The organism is Paenibacillus vandeheii, assembly GCF_030433635.1.
Lineage (GTDB): Bacteria > Bacillota > Bacilli > Paenibacillales > Paenibacillaceae > Paenibacillus > Paenibacillus vandeheii.
On sequence record NZ_JAROCD010000001.1, the window covers coordinates 164,354 to 189,000 of the forward strand.

The 24,647-nt window shown below is 46.5% G+C and carries 23 protein-coding genes; 15 read left to right on the top strand and 8 right to left on the bottom strand.

The window, feature by feature from the left end; all coding sequences use genetic code 11:
• Positions 1 to 128 precede the first annotated feature (128 nt).
• From P5G61_RS00690 to P5G61_RS00700, 3 genes are all read left to right on the top strand, one after another.
• Positions 129 to 1,085, top strand: a complete 957-nt coding sequence (locus tag P5G61_RS00690) for a helix-turn-helix transcriptional regulator (protein WP_301243384.1) — start codon at positions 129 to 131, stop codon at positions 1,083 to 1,085.
• A gap of 110 nt (positions 1,086 to 1,195) precedes the next feature.
• Positions 1,196 to 2,398: an MFS transporter gene (locus P5G61_RS00695; RefSeq protein ID WP_301243386.1), complete on the top strand. Its 1,203-nt coding sequence runs from the start codon at positions 1,196 to 1,198 to the stop codon at positions 2,396 to 2,398.
• A gap of 191 nt (positions 2,399 to 2,589) precedes the next feature.
• The gene (locus P5G61_RS00700; RefSeq protein ID WP_301243388.1) at positions 2,590 to 3,033 is read left to right on the top strand and encodes an Hsp20/alpha crystallin family protein; all 444 of its coding nucleotides are present in this window, start codon (positions 2,590 to 2,592) and stop codon (positions 3,031 to 3,033) included.
• Positions 3,034 to 3,201: 168 nt separating this feature from the next.
• Here P5G61_RS00700 and P5G61_RS00705 read toward each other — a convergent pair whose 3' ends face one another.
• Complete coding sequence (locus tag P5G61_RS00705) at positions 3,202 to 3,759, bottom strand: DUF1697 domain-containing protein (RefSeq protein WP_301243390.1); 558 nt, start codon at positions 3,757 to 3,759, stop codon at positions 3,202 to 3,204.
• A 141-nt stretch (positions 3,760 to 3,900) separates the two neighbouring features.
• Positions 3,901 to 4,041: a hypothetical protein gene (locus P5G61_RS00710; RefSeq protein WP_301243392.1), complete on the bottom strand. Its 141-nt coding sequence runs from the start codon at positions 4,039 to 4,041 to the stop codon at positions 3,901 to 3,903.
• Between the two features lie 185 nt (positions 4,042 to 4,226).
• On the opposite strand from P5G61_RS00710, the gene P5G61_RS00715 reads away from it, so the two are divergent.
• Together P5G61_RS00715 and P5G61_RS00720 are read left to right on the top strand one after the other, a co-directional pair.
• Positions 4,227 to 5,033, top strand: coding sequence for an alpha/beta fold hydrolase (locus P5G61_RS00715; protein WP_301243394.1), 807 nt, complete (start codon positions 4,227 to 4,229; stop codon positions 5,031 to 5,033).
• 31 nt (positions 5,034 to 5,064) lie between these two features.
• Positions 5,065 to 6,099 carry a sensor domain-containing diguanylate cyclase gene (locus tag P5G61_RS00720; protein WP_301243396.1) on the top strand — a complete coding sequence of 345 codons (1,035 nt, stop codon included), beginning with the start codon at positions 5,065 to 5,067 and terminating at the stop codon, positions 6,097 to 6,099.
• Between the two features lie 37 nt (positions 6,100 to 6,136).
• Here P5G61_RS00720 and P5G61_RS00725 read toward each other — a convergent pair whose 3' ends face one another.
• Both P5G61_RS00725 and P5G61_RS00730 read right to left on the bottom strand, forming a co-directional pair.
• Entirely contained in the window at positions 6,137 to 6,316 is a 180-nt protein-coding gene (locus P5G61_RS00725; protein WP_301243398.1) for a hypothetical protein, read from the bottom strand.
• A gap of 18 nt (positions 6,317 to 6,334) precedes the next feature.
• Positions 6,335 to 7,825 carry a right-handed parallel beta-helix repeat-containing protein gene (locus tag P5G61_RS00730; RefSeq protein WP_301243400.1) on the bottom strand — a complete coding sequence of 497 codons (1,491 nt, stop codon included), beginning with the start codon at positions 7,823 to 7,825 and terminating at the stop codon, positions 6,335 to 6,337.
• 233 nt (positions 7,826 to 8,058) lie between these two features.
• On the opposite strand from P5G61_RS00730, the gene P5G61_RS00735 reads away from it, so the two are divergent.
• Positions 8,059 to 8,715, top strand: coding sequence for a DUF2625 domain-containing protein (locus tag P5G61_RS00735; protein WP_301243402.1), 657 nt, complete (start codon positions 8,059 to 8,061; stop codon positions 8,713 to 8,715).
• 34 nt (positions 8,716 to 8,749) lie between these two features.
• Entirely contained in the window at positions 8,750 to 9,214 is a 465-nt protein-coding gene (locus P5G61_RS00740; RefSeq protein ID WP_301243404.1) for an SMI1/KNR4 family protein, read from the top strand.
• A 128-nt stretch (positions 9,215 to 9,342) separates the two neighbouring features.
• Here P5G61_RS00740 and P5G61_RS00745 read toward each other — a convergent pair whose 3' ends face one another.
• Positions 9,343 to 10,686 (bottom strand): MFS transporter, encoded by a 1,344-nt coding sequence (locus tag P5G61_RS00745; RefSeq protein WP_301243406.1) that lies wholly within the window; start codon positions 10,684 to 10,686, stop codon positions 9,343 to 9,345.
• A gap of 230 nt (positions 10,687 to 10,916) precedes the next feature.
• Positions 10,917 to 13,568, bottom strand: coding sequence for a cation-translocating P-type ATPase (locus P5G61_RS00750; RefSeq protein WP_301243408.1), 2,652 nt, complete (start codon positions 13,566 to 13,568; stop codon positions 10,917 to 10,919).
• Positions 13,569 to 13,821: 253 nt separating this feature from the next.
• Here P5G61_RS00750 and P5G61_RS00755 point away from each other — a divergent pair, with 253 nt between their 5' ends.
• From P5G61_RS00755 to P5G61_RS00765, 3 genes are all read left to right on the top strand, one after another.
• Positions 13,822 to 15,432: a helix-turn-helix domain-containing protein gene (locus P5G61_RS00755; protein WP_301243410.1), complete on the top strand. Its 1,611-nt coding sequence runs from the start codon at positions 13,822 to 13,824 to the stop codon at positions 15,430 to 15,432.
• A 115-nt stretch (positions 15,433 to 15,547) separates the two neighbouring features.
• The gene (locus P5G61_RS00760) at positions 15,548 to 16,522 is read left to right on the top strand and encodes an ABC transporter substrate-binding protein (protein ID WP_301243412.1); all 975 of its coding nucleotides are present in this window, start codon (positions 15,548 to 15,550) and stop codon (positions 16,520 to 16,522) included.
• Positions 16,523 to 17,560 carry an NAD(P)/FAD-dependent oxidoreductase gene (locus tag P5G61_RS00765; RefSeq protein WP_301243414.1) on the top strand — a complete coding sequence of 346 codons (1,038 nt, stop codon included), beginning with the start codon at positions 16,523 to 16,525 and terminating at the stop codon, positions 17,558 to 17,560.
• Between the two features lies 1 nt (position 17,561).
• Here P5G61_RS00765 and P5G61_RS00770 read toward each other — a convergent pair whose 3' ends face one another.
• Positions 17,562 to 18,377, bottom strand: a complete 816-nt coding sequence (locus P5G61_RS00770; RefSeq protein ID WP_363325720.1) for a MerR family DNA-binding transcriptional regulator — start codon at positions 18,375 to 18,377, stop codon at positions 17,562 to 17,564.
• Positions 18,378 to 18,490: 113 nt separating this feature from the next.
• Between P5G61_RS00770 and P5G61_RS00775 the strand changes: the two genes are divergently transcribed.
• Entirely contained in the window at positions 18,491 to 19,423 is a 933-nt protein-coding gene (locus P5G61_RS00775; RefSeq protein WP_301243416.1) for an alpha/beta fold hydrolase, read from the top strand.
• Positions 19,424 to 19,456: 33 nt separating this feature from the next.
• Here P5G61_RS00775 and uppS read toward each other — a convergent pair whose 3' ends face one another.
• Positions 19,457 to 20,227 carry an undecaprenyl pyrophosphate synthase gene (gene uppS / locus P5G61_RS00780; RefSeq protein ID WP_301243418.1) on the bottom strand — a complete coding sequence of 257 codons (771 nt, stop codon included), beginning with the start codon at positions 20,225 to 20,227 and terminating at the stop codon, positions 19,457 to 19,459.
• 291 nt (positions 20,228 to 20,518) lie between these two features.
• Here uppS and P5G61_RS00785 point away from each other — a divergent pair, with 291 nt between their 5' ends.
• The 4 genes from P5G61_RS00785 to P5G61_RS00800 all read left to right on the top strand — a co-directional run bounded on the left by P5G61_RS00785 (position 20,519) and on the right by P5G61_RS00800 (position 24,638).
• On the top strand, positions 20,519 to 21,061 hold the full coding sequence (locus P5G61_RS00785) for a CueP family metal-binding protein (protein WP_301243420.1): 543 nt from the start codon (positions 20,519 to 20,521) through the stop codon (positions 21,059 to 21,061).
• Positions 21,062 to 21,172: 111 nt separating this feature from the next.
• The gene (locus P5G61_RS00790; protein ID WP_301243422.1) at positions 21,173 to 21,454 is read left to right on the top strand and encodes a hypothetical protein; all 282 of its coding nucleotides are present in this window, start codon (positions 21,173 to 21,175) and stop codon (positions 21,452 to 21,454) included.
• Between the two features lie 143 nt (positions 21,455 to 21,597).
• Entirely contained in the window at positions 21,598 to 22,593 is a 996-nt protein-coding gene (locus P5G61_RS00795) for an ABC transporter substrate-binding protein (protein ID WP_301243424.1), read from the top strand.
• Positions 22,590 to 24,638, top strand: a complete 2,049-nt coding sequence (locus P5G61_RS00800; RefSeq protein ID WP_301243426.1) for an iron ABC transporter permease — start codon at positions 22,590 to 22,592, stop codon at positions 24,636 to 24,638. Before P5G61_RS00795 ends, P5G61_RS00800 begins: the two co-directional genes overlap by 4 nt.
• Positions 24,639 to 24,647: the final 9 nt, after the last annotated feature.

Sequence of the window (24,647 nt, forward strand, 5' to 3'; positions counted from 1 at the left end):
CTGAATATGGATTTAGGTCGGGGACTGGTGGAAAAGAAGAAATTGAGGTAGAATCAAGTGAGAATAATTCTCATTTGCTCATCCTTTTTATGAGGATCATGATTAAGATATAGACGAGGTGAATACACATGGGCTTTGATTCGTTAGCCGTTGTATACCAGCATTACTTAACGCAGGAACCATTCAGTCAGCAGGATGAAAACACGTACCTGCTCTCTGCTAAAGCGGGCAGTGGCAATATTAAAAGAGTAACCACATATAGTGGTATCGAAATTGTGTATTCTCAGATTCATTATAGTGAGCCGTGTTCTACGTTCTTTGCATCGAATATTCCCATCATTGAGCTGCAGTTTGCCTTGTCAGGTGCGCGTTATGTAGACATATCCGGTCAGGAATATACGCTGTCCACTGGACAGGGAGCACTGCTCATGATGCGTGATTTTGAAGCCTGGTTTCATCCGCCTGCGCAGGAGGATTATACTTCTTTTGCTCTCGGGATTCCGATCTCGTTGTTCAATTATGCGGGTGCACATTTGGCAACAAGGCAATGCATTCGGTTCCAGGACATTTTGGGGCACCGTGTCTTCAAACCCATCGTATTTCAGTTGGATCACAGAATACGAACGATGATTGACAGTCTGATTGTGGAAATGAACAACCCCTACAGATCATCTTTGATGATGGAAGCGACCGCATTGGAGATATTGAATCGATTTATGATTCAGCTGTTTGATCTGGCGCCGATTCCAGCGGGGTTCTCCAGAGAGGATATACGGAAGCTGCATACTGCTCGGGAGATTATGGAGGCTTGCATGGTGGACCCGCCATCCTTGTTGGCATTATCCAAACAGGTGGGCTTGAATGATTTTAAATTAAAAAAAGGCTTCAAGGCGCTGTTCGGTACCACCGTCTTTGAATACTTGCGCCAGATTCGTCTTGATAACGCCATGAGATTGCTGCGAAATCAGGAGAACAACGTCACCGAGGCAGCGATAGCGGTTGGTTACAGTAATATCAGTGCCTTTTCCCAGCAATTCTATCGTAAATTCGGTGTAAAGCCATCGGAAATGAAAAAAATATTTTAATAATCCGTCTTACCGTCAATTGCTCCGTATGGAGGCAGTTGAGATTCACAGAGCCTTGTATACTCCAGGTACAGTGGATACTGTACTGAAAAATAAAGGAGTGTATGAGCATGAACAGAATTAGAGGAAGTATCTTTTTTAGCGTATTTGCAGCCATGTTGGGTCTTATGCTTATTGCTCCCATTATGCCGCCGCTTATTCGTGAGTTGGGGATGAAAGAAAGTCATTCCGGGCTTATTATTTCGCTCGGCTCGATTGCGATGGCTGTAATGGCTCCGGTGTGGGGCAGATTCAGTGATCTGAAAGGCAGAAAACCAATTATATTAATTGGATTCATAGGTATGGCCGTCAGTTGTGCTTTGTTCGCTTTGGCGTTGTATGGTGGATTGAATGCTTGGATGGGAGGGGGACTCCTGCTAACCCTTCTGATTGTGACGCGTAGCTTGATCGGGGCGTTCATTCCGGCAGTCTTGTCTTCTTCCCAGGCATATATGGGAGATGTGACCGAAGGGGAAGAGCGAGGAAGCGGCATGGCGATAATTAGTGCAGCGAATGGACTCGGACTTGTATTTGGACCTGCGATTGCAGGGGCTTTTACAATCATAGGTCTGCTGTGGCCGCTATATTTTGGCATCTTTATTGCCATTGCTGCCTTTATCATCGCGTTGTTGCTTATACCGGCAGCCAAACCCGTCATTCAGGATAAACCGCCCAAGGTCAATCCATTCCAGCGTGGGTTACGAATGTACCTTGCTGCAGGGTTGGTGACGATGGTTGGTATTATGACGTTACAGGTTATCGGCGGATTTTATTTTCAGGATCAACTCAACCTATCTCCAGCCTCAACAGCCAGAATGGTTTCGTTTGGACTCATGTTCTCCGGGGCCGCGATGCTGATCATGCAGGTGATTCAGATGAAGTGGCTGAGATGGCAGCCGCGGCCCATGATTCTGCTCGGTTCTCTTTTTCTGATGGGAAGCATGATTCTGTTTCTGGTCTCTACTCAGCTGTCCATCTATTATTTCTCGTTTTTCCTGTTCGGTATGGGTTCCGGTCTGATGATGCCTGGTTTTATGGCGGGAGCTTCTCTCTCTGTCAGCAAAGAACAGCAGGGCGGCGCAGCCGGATTGGTTGCAGCGATTCAAGGCATATCTGCCGTGATTACCCCATTGCTCACAACAACGCTGTATCAGGTGGATAAACATATTCCGTTTATGCTTGTAGCCGTTCTGGTTGTCTTGCTGGCAATCATGATGCTGGGGATGAAGAAAAATCAATCCAATGCTGTAGTAGACTCCATTCATTCTTTATAGTCAGACAAAGTCAAAAGGTCGAAAAAGGTCAAAACAAAAGAAAAAAGGATTTATTTTAAAATATTGAACCATGCTGGGATAAAATCGTTTTTTTTCGCCTTTTACGGACTTTGAGACTTCTCGGCACCGGTATTATAATAATCAATGTAAGCAACAACAATACACCAACCACACAAAAGGAGATGATTTTCATGTTTGATCTGATTCCGTTTCGTAAACGAAATGAAGACCCGTTCGGACACATGTTGAAATCCTTCAATGACATGGTTGAGACCTCATTCCTCTCACCTTTTGGAAGTGGCTCCCAGCCATTTCGAACTGACATCCGTGAGGAAGAAGACAAATATTGGGTAGAAGCCGAACTTCCGGGCATCGCCAAAGAGGATATAGACATTCAGGTTGAGGGTAATGAATTGATCATTCGTGCCAAACGTAATGAAATGGTTGAGCAGAAGGATGATTCCAATCGAATCATTCGGCAGGAACGCCGTTCAGGCAAATTTATCCGGCGTTTCTATGTGGATCATATTGATGAGGAGCACATTAAGGCCAGATTGGAAGATGGTGTGCTGAAGCTCGAAATTCCAAAACGTCCTGGAGATGATCAACTTCGCAGACGCATTCTGATTGACTAATAAATGACTAATATGCGTAGAAAAGAAATAAGCTTCTCTACATGGCAAATGCATGCAGGAGACATCGGTTAAGATGCTTTCTGCATGCTTTTTTGTGAGGGATGTTCACTTTAAATTGATATCTGTCTGATTGCACAAGCTACACGGTATAATCCATCTTGGTCCGATTTATTTCTCCGCAGCTGCCTGCATTAGTGTAAAGATCTTACGTGTGGTATTCACGTTTCTAACTGTCATATAGGCATAGACCTTGGAGCCTATGAGCTTGCTCATGCCACTTTTGGTGACCAGTTCTTTACTTACAGAATATAAAATGGCTCCGGGAACATACAGCAGTGTGCCGATGTCCGGTTTGATGGGCAGTCTGTCCAGAACTGATACATCATTGACCTCATCCCAAAGAAACATGACATCACTTTTGGCGGTTGCATCATTGGTCCAATCCTCCGGCAATGCCTGAATAACAGTCCGGATTTCATCCAGATTACGCACCATCACCTTGATCTGTAAGCTAAAATCTACAGTTATGGCTTGTTCAAGAATTTGGGCTAATTCCACATTGGCATCCGAGCGTTCCTGATGATCAGCAAAGATAATATTGCCCGAGTTGATGTATGTGACGACATCCAGCAAGCCTGCTTGTTCAAACGTTTCTTTCAATTCTTTCATATTGATTTTATTGTTCCCGCCTACATTGATGCCTCGAAGCAAAGCAACATAAATCATGTTCACGCCTCCGTATTTCGGGTTGGGTCCTGTACTCTTCGGACCTTGTAGACCTTGTAAGTGTATGTTTTATTTCTAACCATTAGCGAAACGACAAATACTCCAATATATGTGCCACATGCTCTTCTCCCAGCAAATCATTCAATTGAGGTTCCACAAGCTCCAGATACCTTCAAAGGCTGCATACACAGGCGAGTCAGGTGCTGCTGTGTCCACAATCAAGGGATCATCATTCACATTGGCGATGACAACATGACTTGGTTTCCATGAGGCTGCTATCATAAGAATTATACTATATCAGAATGGGAAAGGCTTACAGCTTTATTCATTCTCAACGGACATCGGATGGAGGAGGGGCTGGGATACAGCATGAAAATTAATATTTATTATTCATCTCCCAGCATTTTCCGATATAATAACGTAATAGAACGATAGCAAGAGGGTACTACCTCAGAGAGGTGATTGGAATGACAGTTGACGTCCTAGTACGCAACAATGTAAAGGTACTTGGTACCGGCGGGCAAACCATTGTGTTTGCTCATGGATTTGGATGTGATCAGGATATGTGGCGCTATATTGTTCCGAGTTTTATGGATAACTACCGTGTTGTGTTGTTTGATTACGTAGGCTCGGGTCAATCTCAAATTGACTATTATGATGCTGGCAAGTACAGCAGTCTGCAAGGATACGCGCAGGATGTGCTGGAGATTATGGAAACGCTCAATCTGAGAGACGTCGTATTTGTCGGGCACTCTGTAAGCAGCATGATTGGCATGCTTGCATCCATTCAGGCATCCAAATATTTTAGACGTATTGTAATGCTGGGGCCTTCTCCCCGTTACGTCAATGATCTTCCGAATTATTATGGCGGTTTCGACCGACGCGACATAGATGAGCTGCTGGAGATGATGCAGATGAACTTTATTGGTTGGGCGAGTTATCTTGCTCCGATCGTGATGCAGAATCCCGAACGGAAAGAGCTGACAGTTGAGTTGGAAAAGAGCTTTTGTTCAAGGGACCCGCATATTGCCAGACAATTTGCCGAGGTGACGTTTTTCTCGGATTGTCGGGATGAACTGGAGCGGGCTTCTGTACCCACGTTGATTCTCCAATGCTCAGACGATAGCATCGCTCCAGTTGAAGTGGGGAATTACTTGCATGCCCATCTGAAGAACAGCAGACTTCAACAGATGACGGCGAAGGGACATTATCCTCATTTGAGTCAGCCAGAAGAAACAAGTCGTTTCATTAAAGACTATTTGCAGAGCGTGTAAAGTAAAAGGGAGAGGAAAGTGCAATTATTCCATGGACCTACAATTAGATCTGGCACCTTGCGGATACTTCTCCATCTCTGACTCGGGCATCATTCAATCCATTAATCAAACCATGCTGGGCATGCTGAAATATGAACGCACCGAGTTGTTGGGGAAGCATATTGAGTCGACGATGTCGGTGACCAACAAGTTGTTTTTTCACACGTATTTTTATCCATACATTCAGCTATATGGTCATGTGGATGAGATGTACTTCTCCTTTCGCACCAGCGATCAGCAGGATGTTCCGGTTCTTCTGAACGGGGTTCGCCAGACTCGCAACGGAGAAAGCATAATTGAATGTGTCGTGGTGATCATGCGCAAGCGAATCGAGCATGAGAAGGATATATTGCAGACCAAAACAAAGCTGCAGGAATTATATCAAGCTACGCATGAGGCGAATAAGGAGCTTGAGCGATTGCATGAGGAGTACAAGGTAAAACAGCAGGCATTAATCAAAGTGAATGATCAGCTGGAGACGATGGCCTCTACCGATCTGCTTACCGGGCTCAGGAACCGCAGATATTTCCAGGACAAAATGGTTGAAAGTCTGGCATTTTTCCGGGACTCCCAACGTTGTTTTTCCCTACTGGTCGTTGATATTGATCATTTCAAAAACATTAATGATACGTACGGGCATCCGATCGGGGATTTGGTGCTCGGCAATCTGGCGGGCCTGCTGCAATCGTTATCACGGAGCACGGATGTGGTGGCACGTTATGGCGGAGAGGAATTTGTCATTATTCTTGCGGATTGTGAGCAGGAGCAGGCGATGCTTACAGCAGAGCAATATCGTTCACAAGTCGCTTCCGCTGATTGGGGCGAGTATAACATCACGGTAAGTATCGGTGCAGCTACCGTTGCGAAGGAAGACACGCATCAGTCCCTGTTCCAAAAAGCGGACAAGGCGCTGTATGCCTCCAAAACTGGAGGAAGAAATCGGGTGACACATGCGTCGTCAGAAGCAGGGCGCAGCGACCCAACCCTTCATGGCAGGATTCGGGGTGGTAGCCACGGAAATCCGTAATATGTCCACGGGACACAAAGTTAATGAATGTGGTCGATCAATCGAATGACCGAATCATGGCTTGCGGAAACTGATTGAAAAATAACCGACGACGCGGAATAATAATTTGCATTGTTAAGCCTTCAGACCAAAGCCCAAATACGAAAAAACGCTCAACCACAATCGTGGCTGAGCGTTTTTTCGGCTTGCCATTTTTGACACCGAATCGTAGAATCACTTCACCGGCATTACCCGGCTACTCATTCATAAATCCATATCCCTTGGCAGGTGAATTGGCTTGGAGAGTGAAGTCTTCGTTGGCCTCATCCATAAATTCGGGGTTTACATACAATGAATGTGCGTCATTTCCGGATCCCTCCATGTAAGAGGTGAAGCCGGAATACTCCGTGTTTTTCCAGACCCACAGCGCCTCTTCTTGTGGAACAGGGGAGTAGTACATATTATGATCAAACACATTCCCCGAGTTACTGGTATATTCATTGTAAATGAGCACGTCAGAGCTGCTTGATACGAGAATGTTCCGCTTGAACGTATTGTTCTTCGTCTGGGCTTGCAGGAATAGCTGCCCATTGCCTGCATCCAGCAGGTCGTTATCAACTAACGTATTGTACATAATCGTACTGTCCTCGGTAGAGCCACGTTCCTCATCATAACCTCCCATGGCTATCCCGGTCAGCCTGTTATGATAAATCAGGTTATCCTGCAGTGTAATGTGGCTTGTCGACCGTCCGGCATGCTCCGAAGCGATCTCAATCCCGATATCGTTGCGGTACACCCGATTGTGGTCGATGAGATGATTTTTGCCTCCATCTACATAGATTCCCCCGGCAGAATTGCTGTCATTGGGGAGGTTGGTTCCATAAGACGGATTAAGATTGGAAGAGATATTATAGACCTCGTTTCCCCGTATAATCCCGTTTCGCGCCTGATCGTAAGTGTCGTCCTCCGAAGTTCCTTCATACCCAATCAGATCAATGCCGATGTTGTCGGTATCATGGATCGTATTGTCGAGTATGGCAAACGTATCCACATTCCCGTTGACTGCGAGAGACTCACTTGAGCCTAGCACGAGATCATACAATTCATTATCCTTGATCATGATGTCCCGCAATGCTTGGGGATGCTCCGTCCCATAAATCGCAATTCCATGGGCGTCTCTACCTTGTAAATCCGGCCCTGAAGGTTTAGCATCATTTACAATGGAATGAATGGTGTTGCCCAGGAGTTGAATGTGTTCGCCTGCCCCGTGAACATATATGCCAGTAGGTACTTGTCCCCGAAGAGAGGTTGTAAAGTTGCGGATTTTAACATTTTGAATCGTAATATAACTGGCATTTTCGATTTCAATCAAACCTTCTATCCCGCGTACCGACAGACCTTCTCCATCAAGGATAACCTTCTCCTGTGGATAGCTGGAAAATAGGGTTGGATTGCCGGAGGAATTACCGCTTCGAGTGATTTTGACCTTTTGGTGATAGACACCTTCCCTCAAATAAACGTTGCTTCCGGGGGGAACATGGTCGGCTGCATGCTGCAACGTTTTCCAGGGAGCTTGAATGGTTCCTCTATTCTGGTCATTTCCATCGGGTGCTATGTAATACATTTCTTTGGTGGCGGGTGTTTGGACAGAATCTGGTGAAGGCATTGAAGAGTCCTCATCCTGACAACCTGTTGCGAGCAGTATCAGAATCAGGGCCAGAACGTATGGTGAGACTGTACGAAGCAAAGTGTTTCCTCCTTAATAATTAGCTATGAAACTCGATTATAGCAGATTTGAATGGTGAAATAAGGCGTAAGATGCTCATAGAATTCCAGAACGGGGAGTCAGGCCATTCATCTGGGATTGGATCGAGAACGAATGATTAAGGAACTGAAGCTTGAAACATAAAGGGAAGAGTGTGAGCCTATGGGGCAGTTACGGCGTTTGAATTTAAAGTAGATTGAGAGGGGCGAGGAATCATGCCTAAATTATCCGCAAACGAATTAGTGGATCGGGAGAATCATGCTTGGGAGGAACTCAAGGAACTGTTGGACCATGGACAAAATAAATACACCTATATTCCTGCACAGCGAGAGGTCGGAGAGGATGCGCTCTATCGCCTCCAAGTAAGCACTAAATCCTATTTGGGAGCCGTTGCCTATGAGACAGCGGGCATCGTGCTGGATGATGGCTGGATTACGTTGCTTGGATCGGGAGGTGACCAAACCTTCGGGAGTCTGACCAGTTGGAATGGTGTGGCTGACAAGCCTAGTGTACCAGCACTGGAAGGCATGCTGGTCGTCGCTTACGATACGGCGGGTGGATTTTTCGGAATGGATATGGGTAAGTATGGCCGTACAGGACATGTATACTATTTTGCCCCTGACACGCTGGAATGGGAATCGACTGAACTGGCTTATTCGGGCTTCATCAACTGGTTGGCTAATGGTGATCTGGAGCAGTACTATCAGACCTTTCGCTGGAAGGGTTGGCAGAACGACTTAGCACAGCTTCAGACAGGACAAGTATTTGCGTATTATCCACCGCTTTGGACAGAGAAGGGCGACGGTGAGAGAAGCAGCAAAGCCCCTGTAGCGGTGGAAGAAGCCTGGAAGGCAGCATGGGCTGGGAAATAACGTGTTGTGACAAAGACTGCTTGGGAGGGAGCACATGAGTAATATGCAGATGGAGAACATTCAGAAGTATTATGGTATCGTATTTCCGCACGAGTATCTGGAGTTTCAACGGGAGGCCGGCGATAAAGCATTTGATGTGATTGAGAATGGTGATGTAATCGATTGGGAAATTCGTTTCTCTGCTCTCGATGATCAGTTCATCGCGAATAATATCAATCTGGTAGACGCTGTGAATCCCGATCCACGTCGGATTATTCCATTTGCCTGGAGTGTCAGCAGCGGCAATAACTACTTATTGGATTATCGAAAGAGTTCGGAATCTCCTGCTGTACTGGTTATGGATCATGAAGAGGCGATGGTGCGTGAAGATGCCGAAAGTGAATCGGAGACGCTGGAGGAAGTCCAGCAACTGCTTGAGGAAAATGTACGAGAGATCGCTGCTAATTTCAATGCATTCATAGCCTGTATGAAAGCCAGATCGAGTAATGAAGTAGAGTGATTCACCTTCACCGCTTAAACAACGGGGGTAAAACGACAAAAGGCACGCGCCATGCGCGGGCCTTTGACTCTTCAAACAAATGTTTACGTACTTTATTGAACGACGTAGCTCACATTCTAACTTGCAGCCTATCTAGTCTCGGACATCGTAACCGTAGAAATCGATCGTGCAGCTTTGTTATGCCAGACGACGATCACAAGCGAGACCAGACAGATCATGAGCAGACATCCATATACAACATGATAGGCATCCTCTACCGGAACGCCCGGAATGCCGTGAAGCAGCAACCCGCAGACAGCCACGGATACCGAACCGCCAAAAAACTGGATCAGCTGTAACAAGCCCATGCCGGAGCCGATGTGCGCTTTGGGCAGCATCCGAGATGCCTCGTTATTCAGCGAAGCAATCGAGGCGGAGAGAGCTGGGGAGAAGAAGAGATAACCTCCGGTGATAATCAAGGCTGACTGATTCAGCCCCAGCATAAACAGAGCAAGCACTGCGGCAAGCAAAATGTGCCCGATCATCAGAAAACGCATATTGCCGTAACGATCGATCCAGCGACCTACGAAACGGGTACAGAATGCCGACACGATGGCTCCAGGAGCAATCAGCAAACCAATAGCTAGCGACGAGCGTCCAAACAGGTCAGCGAGCACTAGCGGCATCAGGAACAGATTACCCAGATTCACGACCAGAACGCAGAAGCCGATGATCAATAGCCGGGTAAACCCGGGTGTTCGGAATACATGTGGATTCACAAAGGGCAGGCTCGCCCTGCGAATATACACGATGTGCACAACAATTGAAAGGACACCGATGGCCAACCATAGCCATGACTGCTGGGTGATGGCAACCAGAAGGGTGGTTGCATTAATCACGGTTAGTGCTGCACCGATCATATCAAATGGATTTTCCGGCTTGGCCGTCTCACGCGGGAGAAAATAGAGCAGTACGGGCAGTGCCAGCAGGACAAGCACCGTAATGGCGAAAAGTCCATTCCAGCCCCAGTACTCACTAATGAGTCCACCCACAATGGGGCCAAGCCCAAATGCCATGGCACTGCCTGAAGATATTAGTGCGATGGCAGCTCCGCGGCGCTCCAGCGGGATGTAACGGCTTGCGATGACAAGCCCAAGCCCAGCCATGACTCCTGCCCCCGCAGATTGCAGAATACGTGTCAGCAGAAGGATGGCAAAGCTATGCGCAAATAATCCGAACAATGAAGATAAGCCCAGGATCAGCAATCCAACCGTCAGCAGTTTTCGTACCGGAATACGGTCAGACAAACGACTGTAAATCACCGTCGATAAGGCATAACCAATGGAGTAGCTTGAGATGACCCAGGACCCCAGGTCAGAAGTAATCTGAAGATCATGAATAATAACGGGTAAAGAGACGTTAAACATGGTGGTATTCATCACAACGATGAACAGGCAGCAAGTCCAGAGAGGCATTACAATTTTATCTTTCACGTGACCATTCCTGTCTATTCATTCGATATTTATTGAAATTCAATATTATATTTTACGCCTAATCAATTCATATGGCAATAATGTCATAAAAATAATATCAGCTTATATTGTACATAACACTAGGATCGTGATATGTGTGAAAATGATTTTAACCCATATATTTCAAGCGATAGCCCAAAAACAGACGCCTTTTCAAGGGACGCCTGTCTTGGTATGCTGAACTATTTTTCTTATGAAGCGGTAGCTTGTTTCCCACGATTGCGAATCCATTTAATAACATCCATCAGAAGCACCGCAGCGAGAGCGAGTCCTCCTGCGACCAGGAACTCATTCCAGCCAAACGCAGTCGGAATGGCAAAGATACCGCGAACACCCGGGATCAGCGTGATTGCGTAAAGGCAGAGACAAACCAGGATGGAACCAAGAACTAATTTATTGGTGGTGAAGCCGACCTGGAAAATCGTCTGTGTGTTGGAGCGGGCTGCAAAAGTTTGCAAACTCCGTGCCAGAATCAAGGTTGTAAAGGCCATGGCCACACTTATTTCCTCCGAGATCCCAAGTCCGATATATTGGGACACGATGACCGCTATCCCGATCAGGACACCGCGAGTAATGACGGCCTGTAACGTTCCGCCAGCAAAAATGCCTTCGTTAATATCCCGCGGTTTACGTCGCATGACATCCGGTTCAGCTTTTTCGGTACCGAGTGCAATGGCAGGCAGGGAGTCATTCACCAGATTGATGAAGAGCAGCTGGAGGGCTGTAAAAGGGTTCACCCAACCGACCACAAGTGCAAACAAAATGGCGATAATCGCTCCGAGGTTTCCCGCAAACAGGTACGCAATGGCTTTTTTGATATTATCAAATACCATACGCCCCACACTGACTGCATTCACGATGGACACAAAGTTATCATCCGTGAGAATCATGGCTGCCGCATCTTTCGCGACATCCGTTCCGCTGCCCATTGCTACGCCGATGTCGGCCTGTTTCAATGCGGGTGCGTCGTTGACACCGTCTCCAGTCATCGCTGCAATCTTGCCCTTGCGCTGCCACGCACGCACGATGCGGATTTTATTTTCAGGAGATACGCGTGCATATACCGAAATATGTTCGAGCTGCTGATCGAGTTCTTCATCCGACAGTTTGTCCAGCTCTGCTCCGGTAAGGGCCAGGTCGTTAGGGCCTGCAAGTCCGATATCCATACCGATCGCTTGGGCTGTTGTTTTATGATCGCCGGTAATCATAATGGTACGAATGCCCGCCTTCTTGGACTCTTCGATGGAACCATATACCGCTTCACGCGGCGGATCAATCATGGCGGTCAGACCAACAAGTGTTAGATCATGTTCGTCCTCTACCGTAACCTGATCTTTGTCATCAAACTTTTTGTAGGCGTAAGCCAGAACACGGAAGGCGCGTTTGGAGAACGCTTCGTTTTTCTCTTCAAATTGCGTGCGAATCTCAGGGGTCAATGGCTGAACTTCTCCGTTTATGAAAACATGACTACAGCGACTGAACAGGACGTCAGGGCCCCCTTTGGTCAGCAAAGCAGTCTGTCCCTCAAACGTGTGCACCGTACTCATCAGTTTTCGATCCGAGTCAAAAGGAAGCTCCGCTTCACGTGGAAACTGGTCACGGATTTCATTGTAATCCTTATTCACCCGGTTACTGAAGGCAATGAGTGCCACCTCGGTTGGGTCACCAAGTTCCTTGCCTTCCTGGTTAATATTCGAATCATTGCAGAGTACTGCAATATGTAACAAGCGTCGTTCCTCTTCAGACCACTGTTTGGGATCATCCGGAAATTCGTCTTTGGTGCCATGGGGAATGTAATAGTCCACCACGGTCATCTTGTTTTGGGTAAGGGTCCCTGTTTTGTCGGTACAGATAATACTGGCAGATCCCAGTGCTTCCACGGCAGGAAGACGTCTGATAATGGCGTGCTGCTTGGCCATTTTATTCGTTCCGAGAGATAATACAATCGTTACAATGGATGAAAGGGCTTCAGGTATAGCTGCCACAGCTACAGCAACAGCAAACATTAACGCATTCACAATGGATGGGCCGATATTTTCCGTACCTTCTGTTAACCAGACACGACCTGCTTCAATAGCAAAAATGATAATCGATAGGCCCAGGATAAAGAATCCAAGTTTCTTGCTGAACGATTCCAATTTGCGTTGTAACGGTGTTTCTTTGGCTTCGGCATTTTCAATTAATTCAGCGATTTTGCCGATTTCCGTTTTCAGTGCGGTGCCTGTAATAACGAGCATGCCACGACCATACACGACCAGTGAACCACTAAATGCCATGTTGCGACGGTCCCCGATCGGTGCTTCTTCGGGAATGGCATGCGCATGTTTTTCCGCTGCTTCGGATTCTCCGGTGAGCATGCCTTCATTGATTCGGAGACTTCCTGATTCCAATATGCGTCCATCTGCAGGGACATAATCCCCTGCATCCAGCAAGACAATATCGCCGGGAACGAGTTCCCGCGCGGGAATCGTTTGTTTCTGCCCGTCACGAATGACTTTGGCTTCGGGTGCAGACATTTGCCGCAGTGCATCAAGCGAGCTTTCGGCTTTTTTGGTCTGTACGACACTAATGACGGCATTTAACAGAATGACGAGAAAGATAATCAGCGATTCAATCAGGTGTCCGAGTACAATCTGGACAGCCGCTGCAATGAGAAGCACGATAACCATGGGATCTTTAAAATTTTCAATAAATAGCTTCCAGATGGGGGTTGCAGCTTTTCCTTTTAACTCGTTATAGCCTTCCGTCTCAAGTCTCTTTGCAGCTTCGGAGGTGGTGAGTCCCTTCGGGGAACTATGTACATCCTGAAGCGTCTCCTCCACACTATGTCTGTAATGTTGCAATGGACCAGCTCCCTTGGATCATAGATTTTATTGTTTATATAACCTTGCTGAAACAATAGAATCAATGTAATTTCATCAACTTTATGAACTCCATAGGTAGAATTTCCGTGTGAGGTGAATCTCATTCGTTTTGCAAGGTAATTCAAAATGGGGTATATCCGATTTGAGATTAGACTCACTAGGGTGAATTGCATTCCATTATACTATGAAGGGAATGGAACGAATCCTATACCCATTAAGAAAGGATTACAATATGTCCAACAACATAGATTGGGTGGCACAATGGAAGTCAACCAAGCCACTGACAGACCAATGGATGACTGCGGGCAAGCTGCATCACTTTTCAACTCATGCCCTGCTGCTCATCCTCGACGGGAAAGCCATCTGGAATATTAATAGTCACAGGGTCCAGGTATCTTATGGAGAGTTAATTGCTGTGGAAGAAAACTCGGTGATTGAAGTGATTGAGGGTGGCAATCTGGATTTAGCCGGATGGCAAATTCAGTTTGATACATACGCGATGTTTCCTGAGCGAGGTGAAGTGGAGAAATATGAATGGCATGTACCGTCAGGAGACACGTATCAAAAAGTACAATTAACCGGTGGTACGCTGGCGATTCTCAGTCAGCAATGGAGTGAACACGGTTCTCCTGATTGGAATGCAATCCGGGTTGGAAATCAGCATCTGGTGTATGAATTGCTGCAACATGTATATCGTGAGCAGTCGGAAGAGGAGTCGACCGTGGAACAAGGTATTCTCCGCTCAGTGGATTACATGCAGCAGCATTATGAACAGGTCATCACACGAAAGCAATTGGCTGAGATCGCAGGCATCAGTCCCTGGCATTATTCCCGCAAATTCAGTGAGCGTTATGGAAAGCCGCCTCTGGATTACCTGGCTCATTACCGGATCTATCGTGCCCAAGAGGAGCTGTTGTTAACAACGGCGACATCTCAGGACATTGCCAAGAAGACCGGATTCGAGGATGCTCATTATTTCAGCCGTCGTTTCAAACAGTTAACAGGCGTTTCCCCGAGAAATTATACACCAACGTTGCCCCGGCGTAACATCGTATGTCTTTCCCCGCTTTGTGCGGAAGTGTTGATTCACTTGGGGATTATTCCACATGCCGTTGTGGTGACTCCCTTGCTTTTGCCTGAACATCAACGTGAACTATTTGAATTGCATCAGGTGAAGATGTTGGAAGTCCCGCAATATGAGCTGGATGTGGAACTAATTCGGCAAGTTCAGCCAGAATGGATTATAGGAAACGTTTGGACAGAAGAGATCAAGCAAAGACTGCGTACAATGGCATCTATCATTACTGGTCTGAATAACGATGTGGAGACACTGCTCCATCAATTGGCCGGGCTGTTTCACCGTGAGGATACAGCTCATAAACTTCATTTGCAGCTGCAATTGGAAGTGAACACAGCACAGCGACAACTGCAACATCTTGTCCAATCTTCCTCCACTGTGATGATGCTGAGGGTAGAACCCTTTGGTTATCGATATTTGGGTGCTCACTCTCATGGGGTATCCCATTTACTGTATAAACAGCTCCAATTAGCTCTGCCACAGCCGCTGCAAGCAGGGGAAGCGTGGTTTAATCCTTGTTCGCTCGACTTGTTGACCAAAGCCAATCCCGATTACCTGTTTCTTGAGAAACGGGTCATGCAGCACTTTAGTGCTGAAGATAATATGAAGAAGTTAGTGGAGAGCTCCCAGTGGAATGACCTGAAGGCTGTAAAAAACAACAGGGTGTATCACATTGATACCTGCCTTTGGGTGGATGGCCGCGGAATGATCGGGCATAAAATGATTTTGAACGAAATGGTGAATAGCCTGGTCACCCATACCTGATAGAGCACAATAATCCAACTGAATACGCACCATCACCTATGGAAGGATCTCTTCCTATTTGCTAGTATTTGATAATAATAATCATTATCAATATTACATAAGGGGCGAGTAGATCATGTCACGAAGGTTTAAGAGTTTTGGAATGGTGCTGTTGGTGCTAAGTTTGGTGCTTTCCGCCTGTTCCGGTACTTCCAATAAGGAAGCAGGAGCTTCAACTGAAGATAGAGGGAATAATGAAACGAAGGTTGTTCGGGATCAGTTCGGTGAAGTGACGATTCCTGCACATCCCCAGAATATGCTTGTCTTCGATTCGATCTATGCCGAGTATCTGATTGAGATGGGTGTAATACCGCAAATGGTTATATTCGTTCCGGAGGTTGAACCGGAATATCGTGCTTCTTATTTTGAAGAACATGGCGTGCAAATGATTGAAGCGGAACAATATCAATATAATTATGAACAATTGCTTGCGTTGTCACCGGATATGATTATTACCGTAGGCGAAGGTATGGATAAGGGAGCATATGACGAATTGACCAAAATTGCTCCAACGGTGGCTCTGGAATCCAACAGTGAAATGAAGCAAGCGATGCCGAAGCTGGCTACCCTATTTGACAAAACAGAGGAATCTGTCAAAGTGCTGGCAGAATTTGATGAGAAGGCGAAGCAGGCACAGGAGAAAATTGCTCAGGCCATCGGCGACAAAACTGTACTGGTCCTTCGAGTGGAGCACAATCGATATCGTTTCATGGGCCCCAAAGGAGGAAGCAGCAGTGTCTTTTTCTATGATATTTTGGGTCTAAACAGTCCAGAAGTAATCAAAGACTCTACAGACTGGTTTAGCCAGTTTTCCCTGGAATTTTTGCCTGAAATGAATCCGGATTATATTTTTCTAGAAGACAGAACACTGAAAGGCTATGATACGAAAGAATCTATGGATAATCTGAAAGAAAGCAAAGTATGGGCAAGTCTGAATGCGGTCAAAGACAATCATGTCTTTCCGCTGAAAACGAGTGATTTTGTAACTGGTGTAGGCCCTATCGGATCGGCCAAGTTATTGGATTATGTCGTTGGAAAGTTGGTGCCCTAGATGAATACTGGAGCGAAGCAGCCATTGGATATTTACGATATAACGATCGTTGGTGGTGGACCTGCGGGAATGTATGCTGCATTTTACAGCGGGATGAGAGCAATGCGTACCAAAATTATTGAAGCCAAAGAGGAATTGGGTGGATTTATGCGTACGTACCCGGAGAAGCTGGTCTGGGATGTGGGCGGGGTTGATCCGGTTCGTTGTGAGAAATTGATTGATTCTCTGGAAAGACAGGCAAGAACCTTCGACCCAACAATTGTGTTCGGCCAGGAAATTGCGCAGTTGGAACGAGGTGAGGACGATATATTCGTGCTTATTTCGAAGACGGGTGAGCGTCATTATACACGGACTATCTTATTATGTGCAGGTAGAGGCATGACGCAGGTTCAAAAGCTGGATATCCAGGGTGCCAATCGGTATGAGCTGACGAATCTTCACTATACCATTACCGATCTGTCGAGATTCAAGGATAAGCGTGTGCTGATCTCTGGAGGCGGGGATTCCGCGATAGATTGGGCGAATGAAATGGAGGGATTGGCGCGGGAAGTCATTGTGGTTCACAGACGACATGAATTTACGGCACATGAGCTGCCGGTTGCCCAGATGAAAGCTTTTGCCCAAGTCTTGACCCCTTACAGCATCTCTCGCTTATATGGTTCAGGAGATAAAATAGGCCGTGTTGACCTCGTACATGTAGACAACGGGGAAATCATGCCAATTGAAGTGGATGAGGTGGTAGTCAGTCATGGATACGATCGTGATTTTGGTAACCTGGTCCACTGGGGACTCGAACGTGAAGATTACGGTATCTCGGTTGATCCGCGAATGTGCACGAGTCAGCCAGGTATATTCGGAGCCGGTGATTTCATCACCTATGGCAGTAAGGTTCGTCTGATCGCGGGTGCCTTCAACGATGCCGTACTCGCGGTAAACAGTGCGAAGTTGTACCTGGAACCTACCGCTTCGGATATGGCAGGGGTATCGTCCCATAATGCAAGGTTCTTTGAGAAAAACAAAGCCATTTCTACCTTGTGAATTAATATGTGTAGAACGTGGAAATAAAGGAAGGAGCCCGGCCCATGTCGAGAATTTCTCGAATATGAGTCGGGCTTTTTTTAGTGAAACTTCCATGCTCAACTAACCATAAGTTACCCCTATGCTTTCTGATATAACTCATAAGTTCCTTCACTCCTGCAAATTGCAAGGCCAGTTGACTGTTAAGCTTCTGTAGGGCGAGCTGGAAGGCTTTATTAATCTGTGTGTAATCCTGCGTGCCGACGGTATTTAATAATTCTTTCATATGCTCAATGTAGTAGACTGATTTTCTTAAGCTGCTAATGACTAATATCTTTCTTAATTCAGCTCGGGCATACATTCGGTATCCGTTGAGAGGATCTCTTTCCGAGTCAATTAAGCCTTCTTTTTCCCAATGTCTGATCGCAGAAGTGTTGACCCCGGCAATATCAGCCGCTTTACCAATCGTTATGGCCTCCGTAGATCTAACCTTTGAATCGTCTGCAAAATCCACTTGTTGTACCATCTTCCATATGTCTTCCATTCGCTGCTTCTCCAGTTGGCTGTTGTATAGCTGGTGGTTCATCAGCCAGAGAGCATCAATTGTATCACCCTGGTTTACTTGTCTCATGACCTCATATACCATAGGAATCTCGTATCCTTTCAATAATGAACGAATGGCAACGAACGCCTGAAGATGAACAGGGGTGTAGTACCTGTGATTGCTTAGGGTTCGTGGAACGTCGGGAATCAGGTTTTCCTTTTCATAGCGTCGAAGTGTTGTCGTACTGACCTCCAGCCTAGTGGAAATTTGCCCAGGTGTATACGTAGGGTTCATCTGCTTCTGCTCCTCATACTTCAAGTAAAACCTTCAAGTGCTACACTAACATACAACGCGCCAAAGTCCATATTTTATGCACATTCTATAATGAAAACCGAAAGATTGCATCCATGTTATACACTGAGGGTATCAACCGTAAAGGACTGGTTCAATTGAAGAAAATAATTACATTGTTAAATGGCTCGCAGCTTGAAGCGGGTCTGACGGGAGCGCAAGATCGTCGCGTCATTATGCTGCCCATAGCCAAAAAGTCCGTGACCGGACAAGAAGCAGAAACCCTGAAGTTATGGGGTGTTGATCCTGAATTGGGTGCAAAGTTTATCGCTGGACTTTCGGATGAATTTCAGATTCTGCATTTTGATTATGAAGGCCACTATATGGCACATCCCCATCCGGAGCATTTTACTGCCGATTATATAGCTCAGGATTTGTTGCAAGTTGCAGATCAGATGAATGTGAATCGATTTAGTTATTATGGATACTCCTGGCTGGCTCTCGTCGGGCTGCAGCTCGCCCTTCGGACCGAGCGGATGGAACGTCTCATTATGGGAGGGTACCCGCCTTACGAGGGGCCATATGAGGAAATGCGAGTAGTTACCACAAAGACATATGAGGAAGCATTGAAGCAGCATGAAGAACCGGGAGATATACACTCAGCAGAAGCTCTAAAGAAAGCAGAAGAATTGAGTCTGGATGAAGTGGATTGGTACAACGTGGAGTTAAAGATCAATCCGGCTCAAACAAAACAATTTGTCACCATGTACCAAAGTTTATTGGATTTTGATGACCAACTCATTCAGGATCAGCTGAGTATCCCGAGATTAACTTTTGCTGGTGAGAAAGATACAATTATATACGGTGAGAAATTCGGCAGTGTGACGGTGGATATCGCTGGACGGCTGCAAAAGAATAAATCCATTCTTGAAAACTTGGGTTGGACCGTCGAGATCATTAAGGGAGCGGATATGGATCACACCAAAGCGATGCAGCCCGGTACCGTTCTCCCTATTATCCATCCCTGGTTAAAAGCTCATTTAAGCTGAGGATCGGCAGGAACAAAGTTGGTAAAGGTGGTATTACTGTGTTACATCGTCCAAAGCTCTTTGTTTGCGCTGCTGATAATCCAGAATGGATTCATATAACAACTCTTCGTTGAAATCCGGCCACATCACATCCGTAAACCAGAGCTCGGAATAAGCGGCTTGCCATAATAAAAAATTGCTTAAGCGTTTCTCCCCACTTGTTCGTATCAGTAAATCGGGGGCAGGATTTAGTCCTGTATACAGAAACCTTTCGAATTCCGCCTCGGAGATTTCCGAGGTTTCGTTGTTTTTTTCTTTGTTTTCCTCAATGTACGTTTTGATGGCTTGCACAATATCGTTCTTTCCTCCATAATTCATTGCAAAATAAACAGCCATCCCGCTGTTGGTTTGAGTTAGTTCTACCACTTTGCGCATCGCTTCCTGGGTTTCTTCTGGGAATTTGGAGATATCACCAATAAAATTAACTTTGATATTATTCTGATTCAGCTCCTGGACCGTTGTATCCTGTACAAATTCGACCACCAGACTAATGATGTAATCGATCTCTTCCTTGGGCCTTTTCCAGTTTTCCGTAGAGAAGGCGTACAGCGTGAGAGAGGCGACTCCGTTTTTGTGGCACATGCTTATCGTTTCCCGCATCGTCTGCATTCCTGCATAGTGTCCGGCACTTCGAGGTAACCCTCTTCTTGTCGCCCACCGGCCATTACCATCCATCATAATTGCGATATGTTTAGGTACAAACCCGTTCCAGTCGATGCAATCTTTAACATTTGGTTTTTCTTTAACTACTCGGTGCCACTTCAATGAATGTTCCTCCCGCTCCTCAAGCTAAAATGGGTAAGACATGTATAATGAATTTTATTTGTTTGGGTTGATTTCCAGAATTTATATATATCATATAGGATTGTATAGGAACAGTCATGACTGGCTTATAAACTCACCAATACCAGAATGAGCCTTTCAATGTTTAAAAAAAACACGCTGCGAAGAAATCATACAAATATGTGAATTTATGGTGAATTCCATGCGCTTTCAGTCCATGATGGTTCGTTCTCCATTATAATAAATCAAAACGGACGAGGAGATGAACTCCAGATGAAAAAACAAATGTGGATCATTGGCGGCTTAGTGATTGTAATTGTGTTGGGAGCTTATCTGATTGCAAGCAATATAGGGAAGGAAGAAGCAGGTAATGCCGAAGCACCCAATATCAAGAAATTGGTAGAAGATATCAGTACACGCAAGGAGACACCGGAATCAGCCTCCATTAATGCCACCCAATTAATTGTCACGGATAAAGGCAACCAAACGACAACTTACGACTTGCCTGAAAATGAATTTTTCCTTTCCATTGCGCCCTACGTTGAGCAGACCCATCCATGCGCAATTCATAGCCTGACCGGTTGTCAGGGGGAAATGGAAAATAAGAAGTTCATAGTGACGATCCATGACTCCGAAGGGAATACGCTCATGAAGGATGCTGAGATAAAGTCCGGCTCCAACGGTTTTATGGATTTCTGGTTACCTAGGGATAAGTCATATCTTATTCGTGTGGTCCATGATGGAAAGGTGGCAGAGACACAGCTATCTACATATGAAGAAGATAATACTTGCATCACAACGATGCAGTTGAGTTAAAATGTGAAAGGCGTATTTATGCAGTTGTTTGATGCAGTGGAAAAATAGGCTACGTGTAGTAGCGAACGTATCCATATTTGGGAACAGGATGTTTCCTTTGTTCTGGATGAAGTGATCCACGGCGATTTTGACGAGGTTTATCATCGTAATCAAACCATTCAGAAACCGGGTGCATATACGGCCACTATTCCCAAAACCAATCACGGAAGCTATACCGATCTGGCTGGCGTATCTCCAATCATTAATGAAGCAGGAGCCGATGTATCAGCCAATTTTCAGCTTATTAATGAATTGTCGCTGAGCTTCTTTGATAAGCATCTCAAAGAAATAACCGACCATACTCTGGATGATATTCGGACCGCGCATCCTGAAATTAACTTAATCAAGTATTAGAGTAATAACAGTTAAGAGAGCCCGTCTTAAATGCGGGTTCTTTCATTTTTCAATTGACAAAATTGCTTTCCTACGGGATAATCCATTAGTGATAATGATAATTGTTATCATATAAATACATATAAATAGGGGAGAATTAGGATATGAAAAAAAGCTTAAACGGATTTTTATTGCTGACGGTTCTGGCACTTGCTCTGACAGGTTGCGGTAAGGCCAACAGCACAACAGATACAAATGAAAATGCTTCTTCTGGTAGCACACCGACTGAAGAGACCGCAGGTCCAGTTACAGTTAAGCATAGTGGTGGTGAGCTCAAGCTGGACAAACCAGCTAAGAGAGTTGTTACGCTGGAATGGACATATACGGAAGATGTAGTTGCACTGGGTGTTCAGCCAGTAGGTAGTGCGGACAACGCCAACTATAAAGTCTATGTGACTCCCGAAGCAGCTCTAGATGACACGGTGACGGATGTTGGAACACGTGACGAGCCAAATTTGGAGGCGATTGCAGCTTTGAAGCCAGATCTGATTATCGCCAATTCCAATTCGAATATCTATGATCAGCTCAATGCCATTGCACCAACGATTGAATATGACCTGTATACAGGTGATGGCTATACTTATGACAAAATGACGGAGACGTTCAACAATATCGCGGTTGCTCTAGGAAAAGAAGATCAAGCGAAGAAGGTACTCGATGAACTCGATCAGCATTATGTAGAAGCCAAAGAAAAGCTGGCTGCTGCGGACAAATCGGAGTTCCATTATGTACTGACACAAGCATTTACGTATCAAAATGCAGCAAGTCTTCGCATGTTTACCGATAACGCTGTCGTCATTGGCACGTTGGCGAAGGTTGGCCTGATTAACGACTGGCAGCCGGACAAGATTGAAGGATATGGTTTCTCATCGGTGGGTATTGAATCCTTGCCTGCTGTTCAAGACAGTAACTTCATCTACATCACACAGCCGGATGATGACGTTTTTGGCACAGCGATGAAAGACAATTCCGTATGGAAAGGACTGAATTTTGTCAAAGATAAACGCACCTATCAACTGGATAGTACAACATGGACCTTCGGTGGACCTATCTCGTCCAAAGCTCTGGTTGACGGGGTTGTCGGGGCGATTACCCAATGAGTTCGGTCCAACATTCCCGACCAGTGTTTAACTGGCGCACGATAAGCATCTATGGGGGCGGTCTAGCCGCTCTCATCGTGCTTTTTTTTGTAAGCCTGTGTTATGGGGAAGCATCAATACCACTCCGTACGGTTGTGGATTCGCTTACAGGCAGGCAGGATACACTGGAACATAATATGATCTGGGATCTGCGCATGCCGCGTACGGTAATCGGTATACTCGCCGGAGGGGCACTTGCTGTTGCCGGTTCGCTGCTACAGACCATTACACGCAATCCGCTGGCGGCATCGGATACACTCGGCATCAATGCGGGGGCCTATTTTGTCGTGGTGTTGGGAACGATTTTTTTCCCAGGCTTGATGCACCAATCGCCGTTCCTTTTCGCCGTACTTGGTGGATTACTGGCAGCTGCCGCAGCGTACTTCATGGGCGGGGGAAGAACGTCGAGTCCGGTACGACTTGCATTGTCCGGCATGATTGTATCGATGGTGCTGGGTTCTTTTACAAGCGCGCTGCATATCTTCTTCTCTCAGGAGACTCAGGCATTATTTCTGTGGGGCTCCGGAACGCTCGTTCAGAATGACTGGAGCGGTGTGATTTACGCATGGCCCTGGGTCATTGGAATTACGATTGTTGCCCTGATTTTATCCCGGCAGTGGGATATGTTGGAACTGGATGAATCGACAGCTTCCTCACTTGGGCAAAAAGTAGGCTTGGCCCGTGCCACCGGGTTAATTATTGCGGTGTTGCTGGCTGCGGTAATTGTCAGTGTGATCGGACCCATTGGCTTCGTGGGATTGGTGGCACCTCATCTGGTTCGATTGAGTGGAATTCGTTCTAACCGATTACTGCTGCCTGGTGTTTTCTTATGGGGTGCCGCACTGCTGGTCGGTGCAGATGTACTTGCCAAGATGGTTCATAACTCCAGTATGGAGTTGCCGACAGGAGCCGTGATGGCGATCATTGGTGCACCATGGCTGATCTGGCTTGTACTTACCCGTATGAAGGCCGCGAATGGGTCAGGCATGTCTACCTCAATGAGCACCGGAGCACGTTCACGTCGCTGGGCATTCGGCCCTATCGCTACTATCTTCACTGTACTAACGTTAGCATTGGTTCTGCTCAGTACGATGTTTGGCGGGATGCGCATTCCGATGGCTGATCTTCTGCCAAGTCTGTTTCAATCGGACGGGCTATTTTCGGCCATTATTCAGCTTCGCATTCCGCGTACGCTTGTCGCCGCAGGTGCAGGTGCTGCGCTGGCGATCAGTGGTGTGCTTATTCAGATGGCCGTTCGCAATCCGCTGGCTGACGCGTCCATCGTGGGCGTGTCGTCTGGCGCAGGACTGGGTGCTATGATGGTCATTATCCTGTGGCCTGGTCTGCCGGTGTTCTTGCTGCCTATAGCGGCCATTGTTGGTGCAGGGATCGCTGCTGCAGTCGTATTCTCCTTGTCCTGGAAGAAGGGGCTTAATCCTTCTGCGGTTGTATTGCTGGGTATCGCCATGTCTGCGATTGCAGGCGCAGGTATTCAGGTGCTCATCGTTCGCGGCGCTGTATACGGCAGTAGCGGCTTTATCTGGCTGACAGGGAGTACCTATGCACGCACGTGGGATCAAGTGAAGATCATTGGGGTATTCCTGTTGATTTTGATTCCGCTTGCGTGGTGGCTGGCGCGAAGATTCGAGCTGTTGGTATTCGACGATAATAGTGCTTCAGGTCTTGGCTTGAGTGTTCGCCGGACGCGTCTGTTGGCTATGACGGTTGGTGTTCTGCTCGCCGCAGGTGCAGTGGCCTGTGTGGGAACGGTTGGTTTTATCGGGTTAATCGCCCCACATATGGTCCGCCTGTTGACGGGAAACAAGTTAAGACGGTCGATGTTTCTGTCGGCTTTGGTCGGGGCAGTGATGCTGGTGCTGGCGGATACGATCGGAAGGACCGTTATGGCACCAACCGAGATTCCATCGGGGCTGCTGATTGCGATCATTGGAACGCCGTATTTCCTCTATCTAATGTACCGCTCCAACTGGCGTAAATCGGCCTGAATATTCGAT

Bases quoted from the DNA above. Each gene is read 5' to 3' on its own strand.
- P5G61_RS00710 (WP_301243392.1), bottom strand. From the start codon at position 4,041: ATGATAGCAGCCTCATGGAAACCAAGTCATGTTGTCATCGCCAATGTG.
- P5G61_RS00695 (WP_301243386.1), top strand. From the start codon at position 1,196: ATGAACAGAATTAGAGGAAGTATCTTTTTTAGCGTATTTGCAGCCATG.
- P5G61_RS00785 (WP_301243420.1), top strand. From the start codon at position 20,519: ATGAAAAAACAAATGTGGATCATTGGCGGCTTAGTGATTGTAATTGTG.
- P5G61_RS00700 (WP_301243388.1), top strand. From the start codon at position 2,590: ATGTTTGATCTGATTCCGTTTCGTAAACGAAATGAAGACCCGTTCGGA.
- P5G61_RS00760 (WP_301243412.1), top strand. From the start codon at position 15,548: ATGTCACGAAGGTTTAAGAGTTTTGGAATGGTGCTGTTGGTGCTAAGT.
- P5G61_RS00770 (WP_363325720.1), bottom strand. From the start codon at position 18,377: ATGAACCCTACGTATACACCTGGGCAAATTTCCACTAGGCTGGAGGTC.
- P5G61_RS00775 (WP_301243416.1), top strand. From the start codon at position 18,491: ATGTTATACACTGAGGGTATCAACCGTAAAGGACTGGTTCAATTGAAG.
- P5G61_RS00800 (WP_301243426.1), top strand. From the start codon at position 22,590: ATGAGTTCGGTCCAACATTCCCGACCAGTGTTTAACTGGCGCACGATA.
- P5G61_RS00720 (WP_301243396.1), top strand. From the start codon at position 5,065: ATGGACCTACAATTAGATCTGGCACCTTGCGGATACTTCTCCATCTCT.
- P5G61_RS00715 (WP_301243394.1), top strand. From the start codon at position 4,227: ATGACAGTTGACGTCCTAGTACGCAACAATGTAAAGGTACTTGGTACC.
- P5G61_RS00755 (WP_301243410.1), top strand. From the start codon at position 13,822: ATGTCCAACAACATAGATTGGGTGGCACAATGGAAGTCAACCAAGCCA.
- P5G61_RS00740 (WP_301243404.1), top strand. From the start codon at position 8,750: ATGAGTAATATGCAGATGGAGAACATTCAGAAGTATTATGGTATCGTA.
- P5G61_RS00705 (WP_301243390.1), bottom strand. From the start codon at position 3,759: ATGATTTATGTTGCTTTGCTTCGAGGCATCAATGTAGGCGGGAACAAT.
- P5G61_RS00690 (WP_301243384.1), top strand. From the start codon at position 129: ATGGGCTTTGATTCGTTAGCCGTTGTATACCAGCATTACTTAACGCAG.
- P5G61_RS00735 (WP_301243402.1), top strand. From the start codon at position 8,059: ATGCCTAAATTATCCGCAAACGAATTAGTGGATCGGGAGAATCATGCT.
- P5G61_RS00795 (WP_301243424.1), top strand. From the start codon at position 21,598: ATGAAAAAAAGCTTAAACGGATTTTTATTGCTGACGGTTCTGGCACTT.
- P5G61_RS00765 (WP_301243414.1), top strand. From the start codon at position 16,523: ATGAATACTGGAGCGAAGCAGCCATTGGATATTTACGATATAACGATC.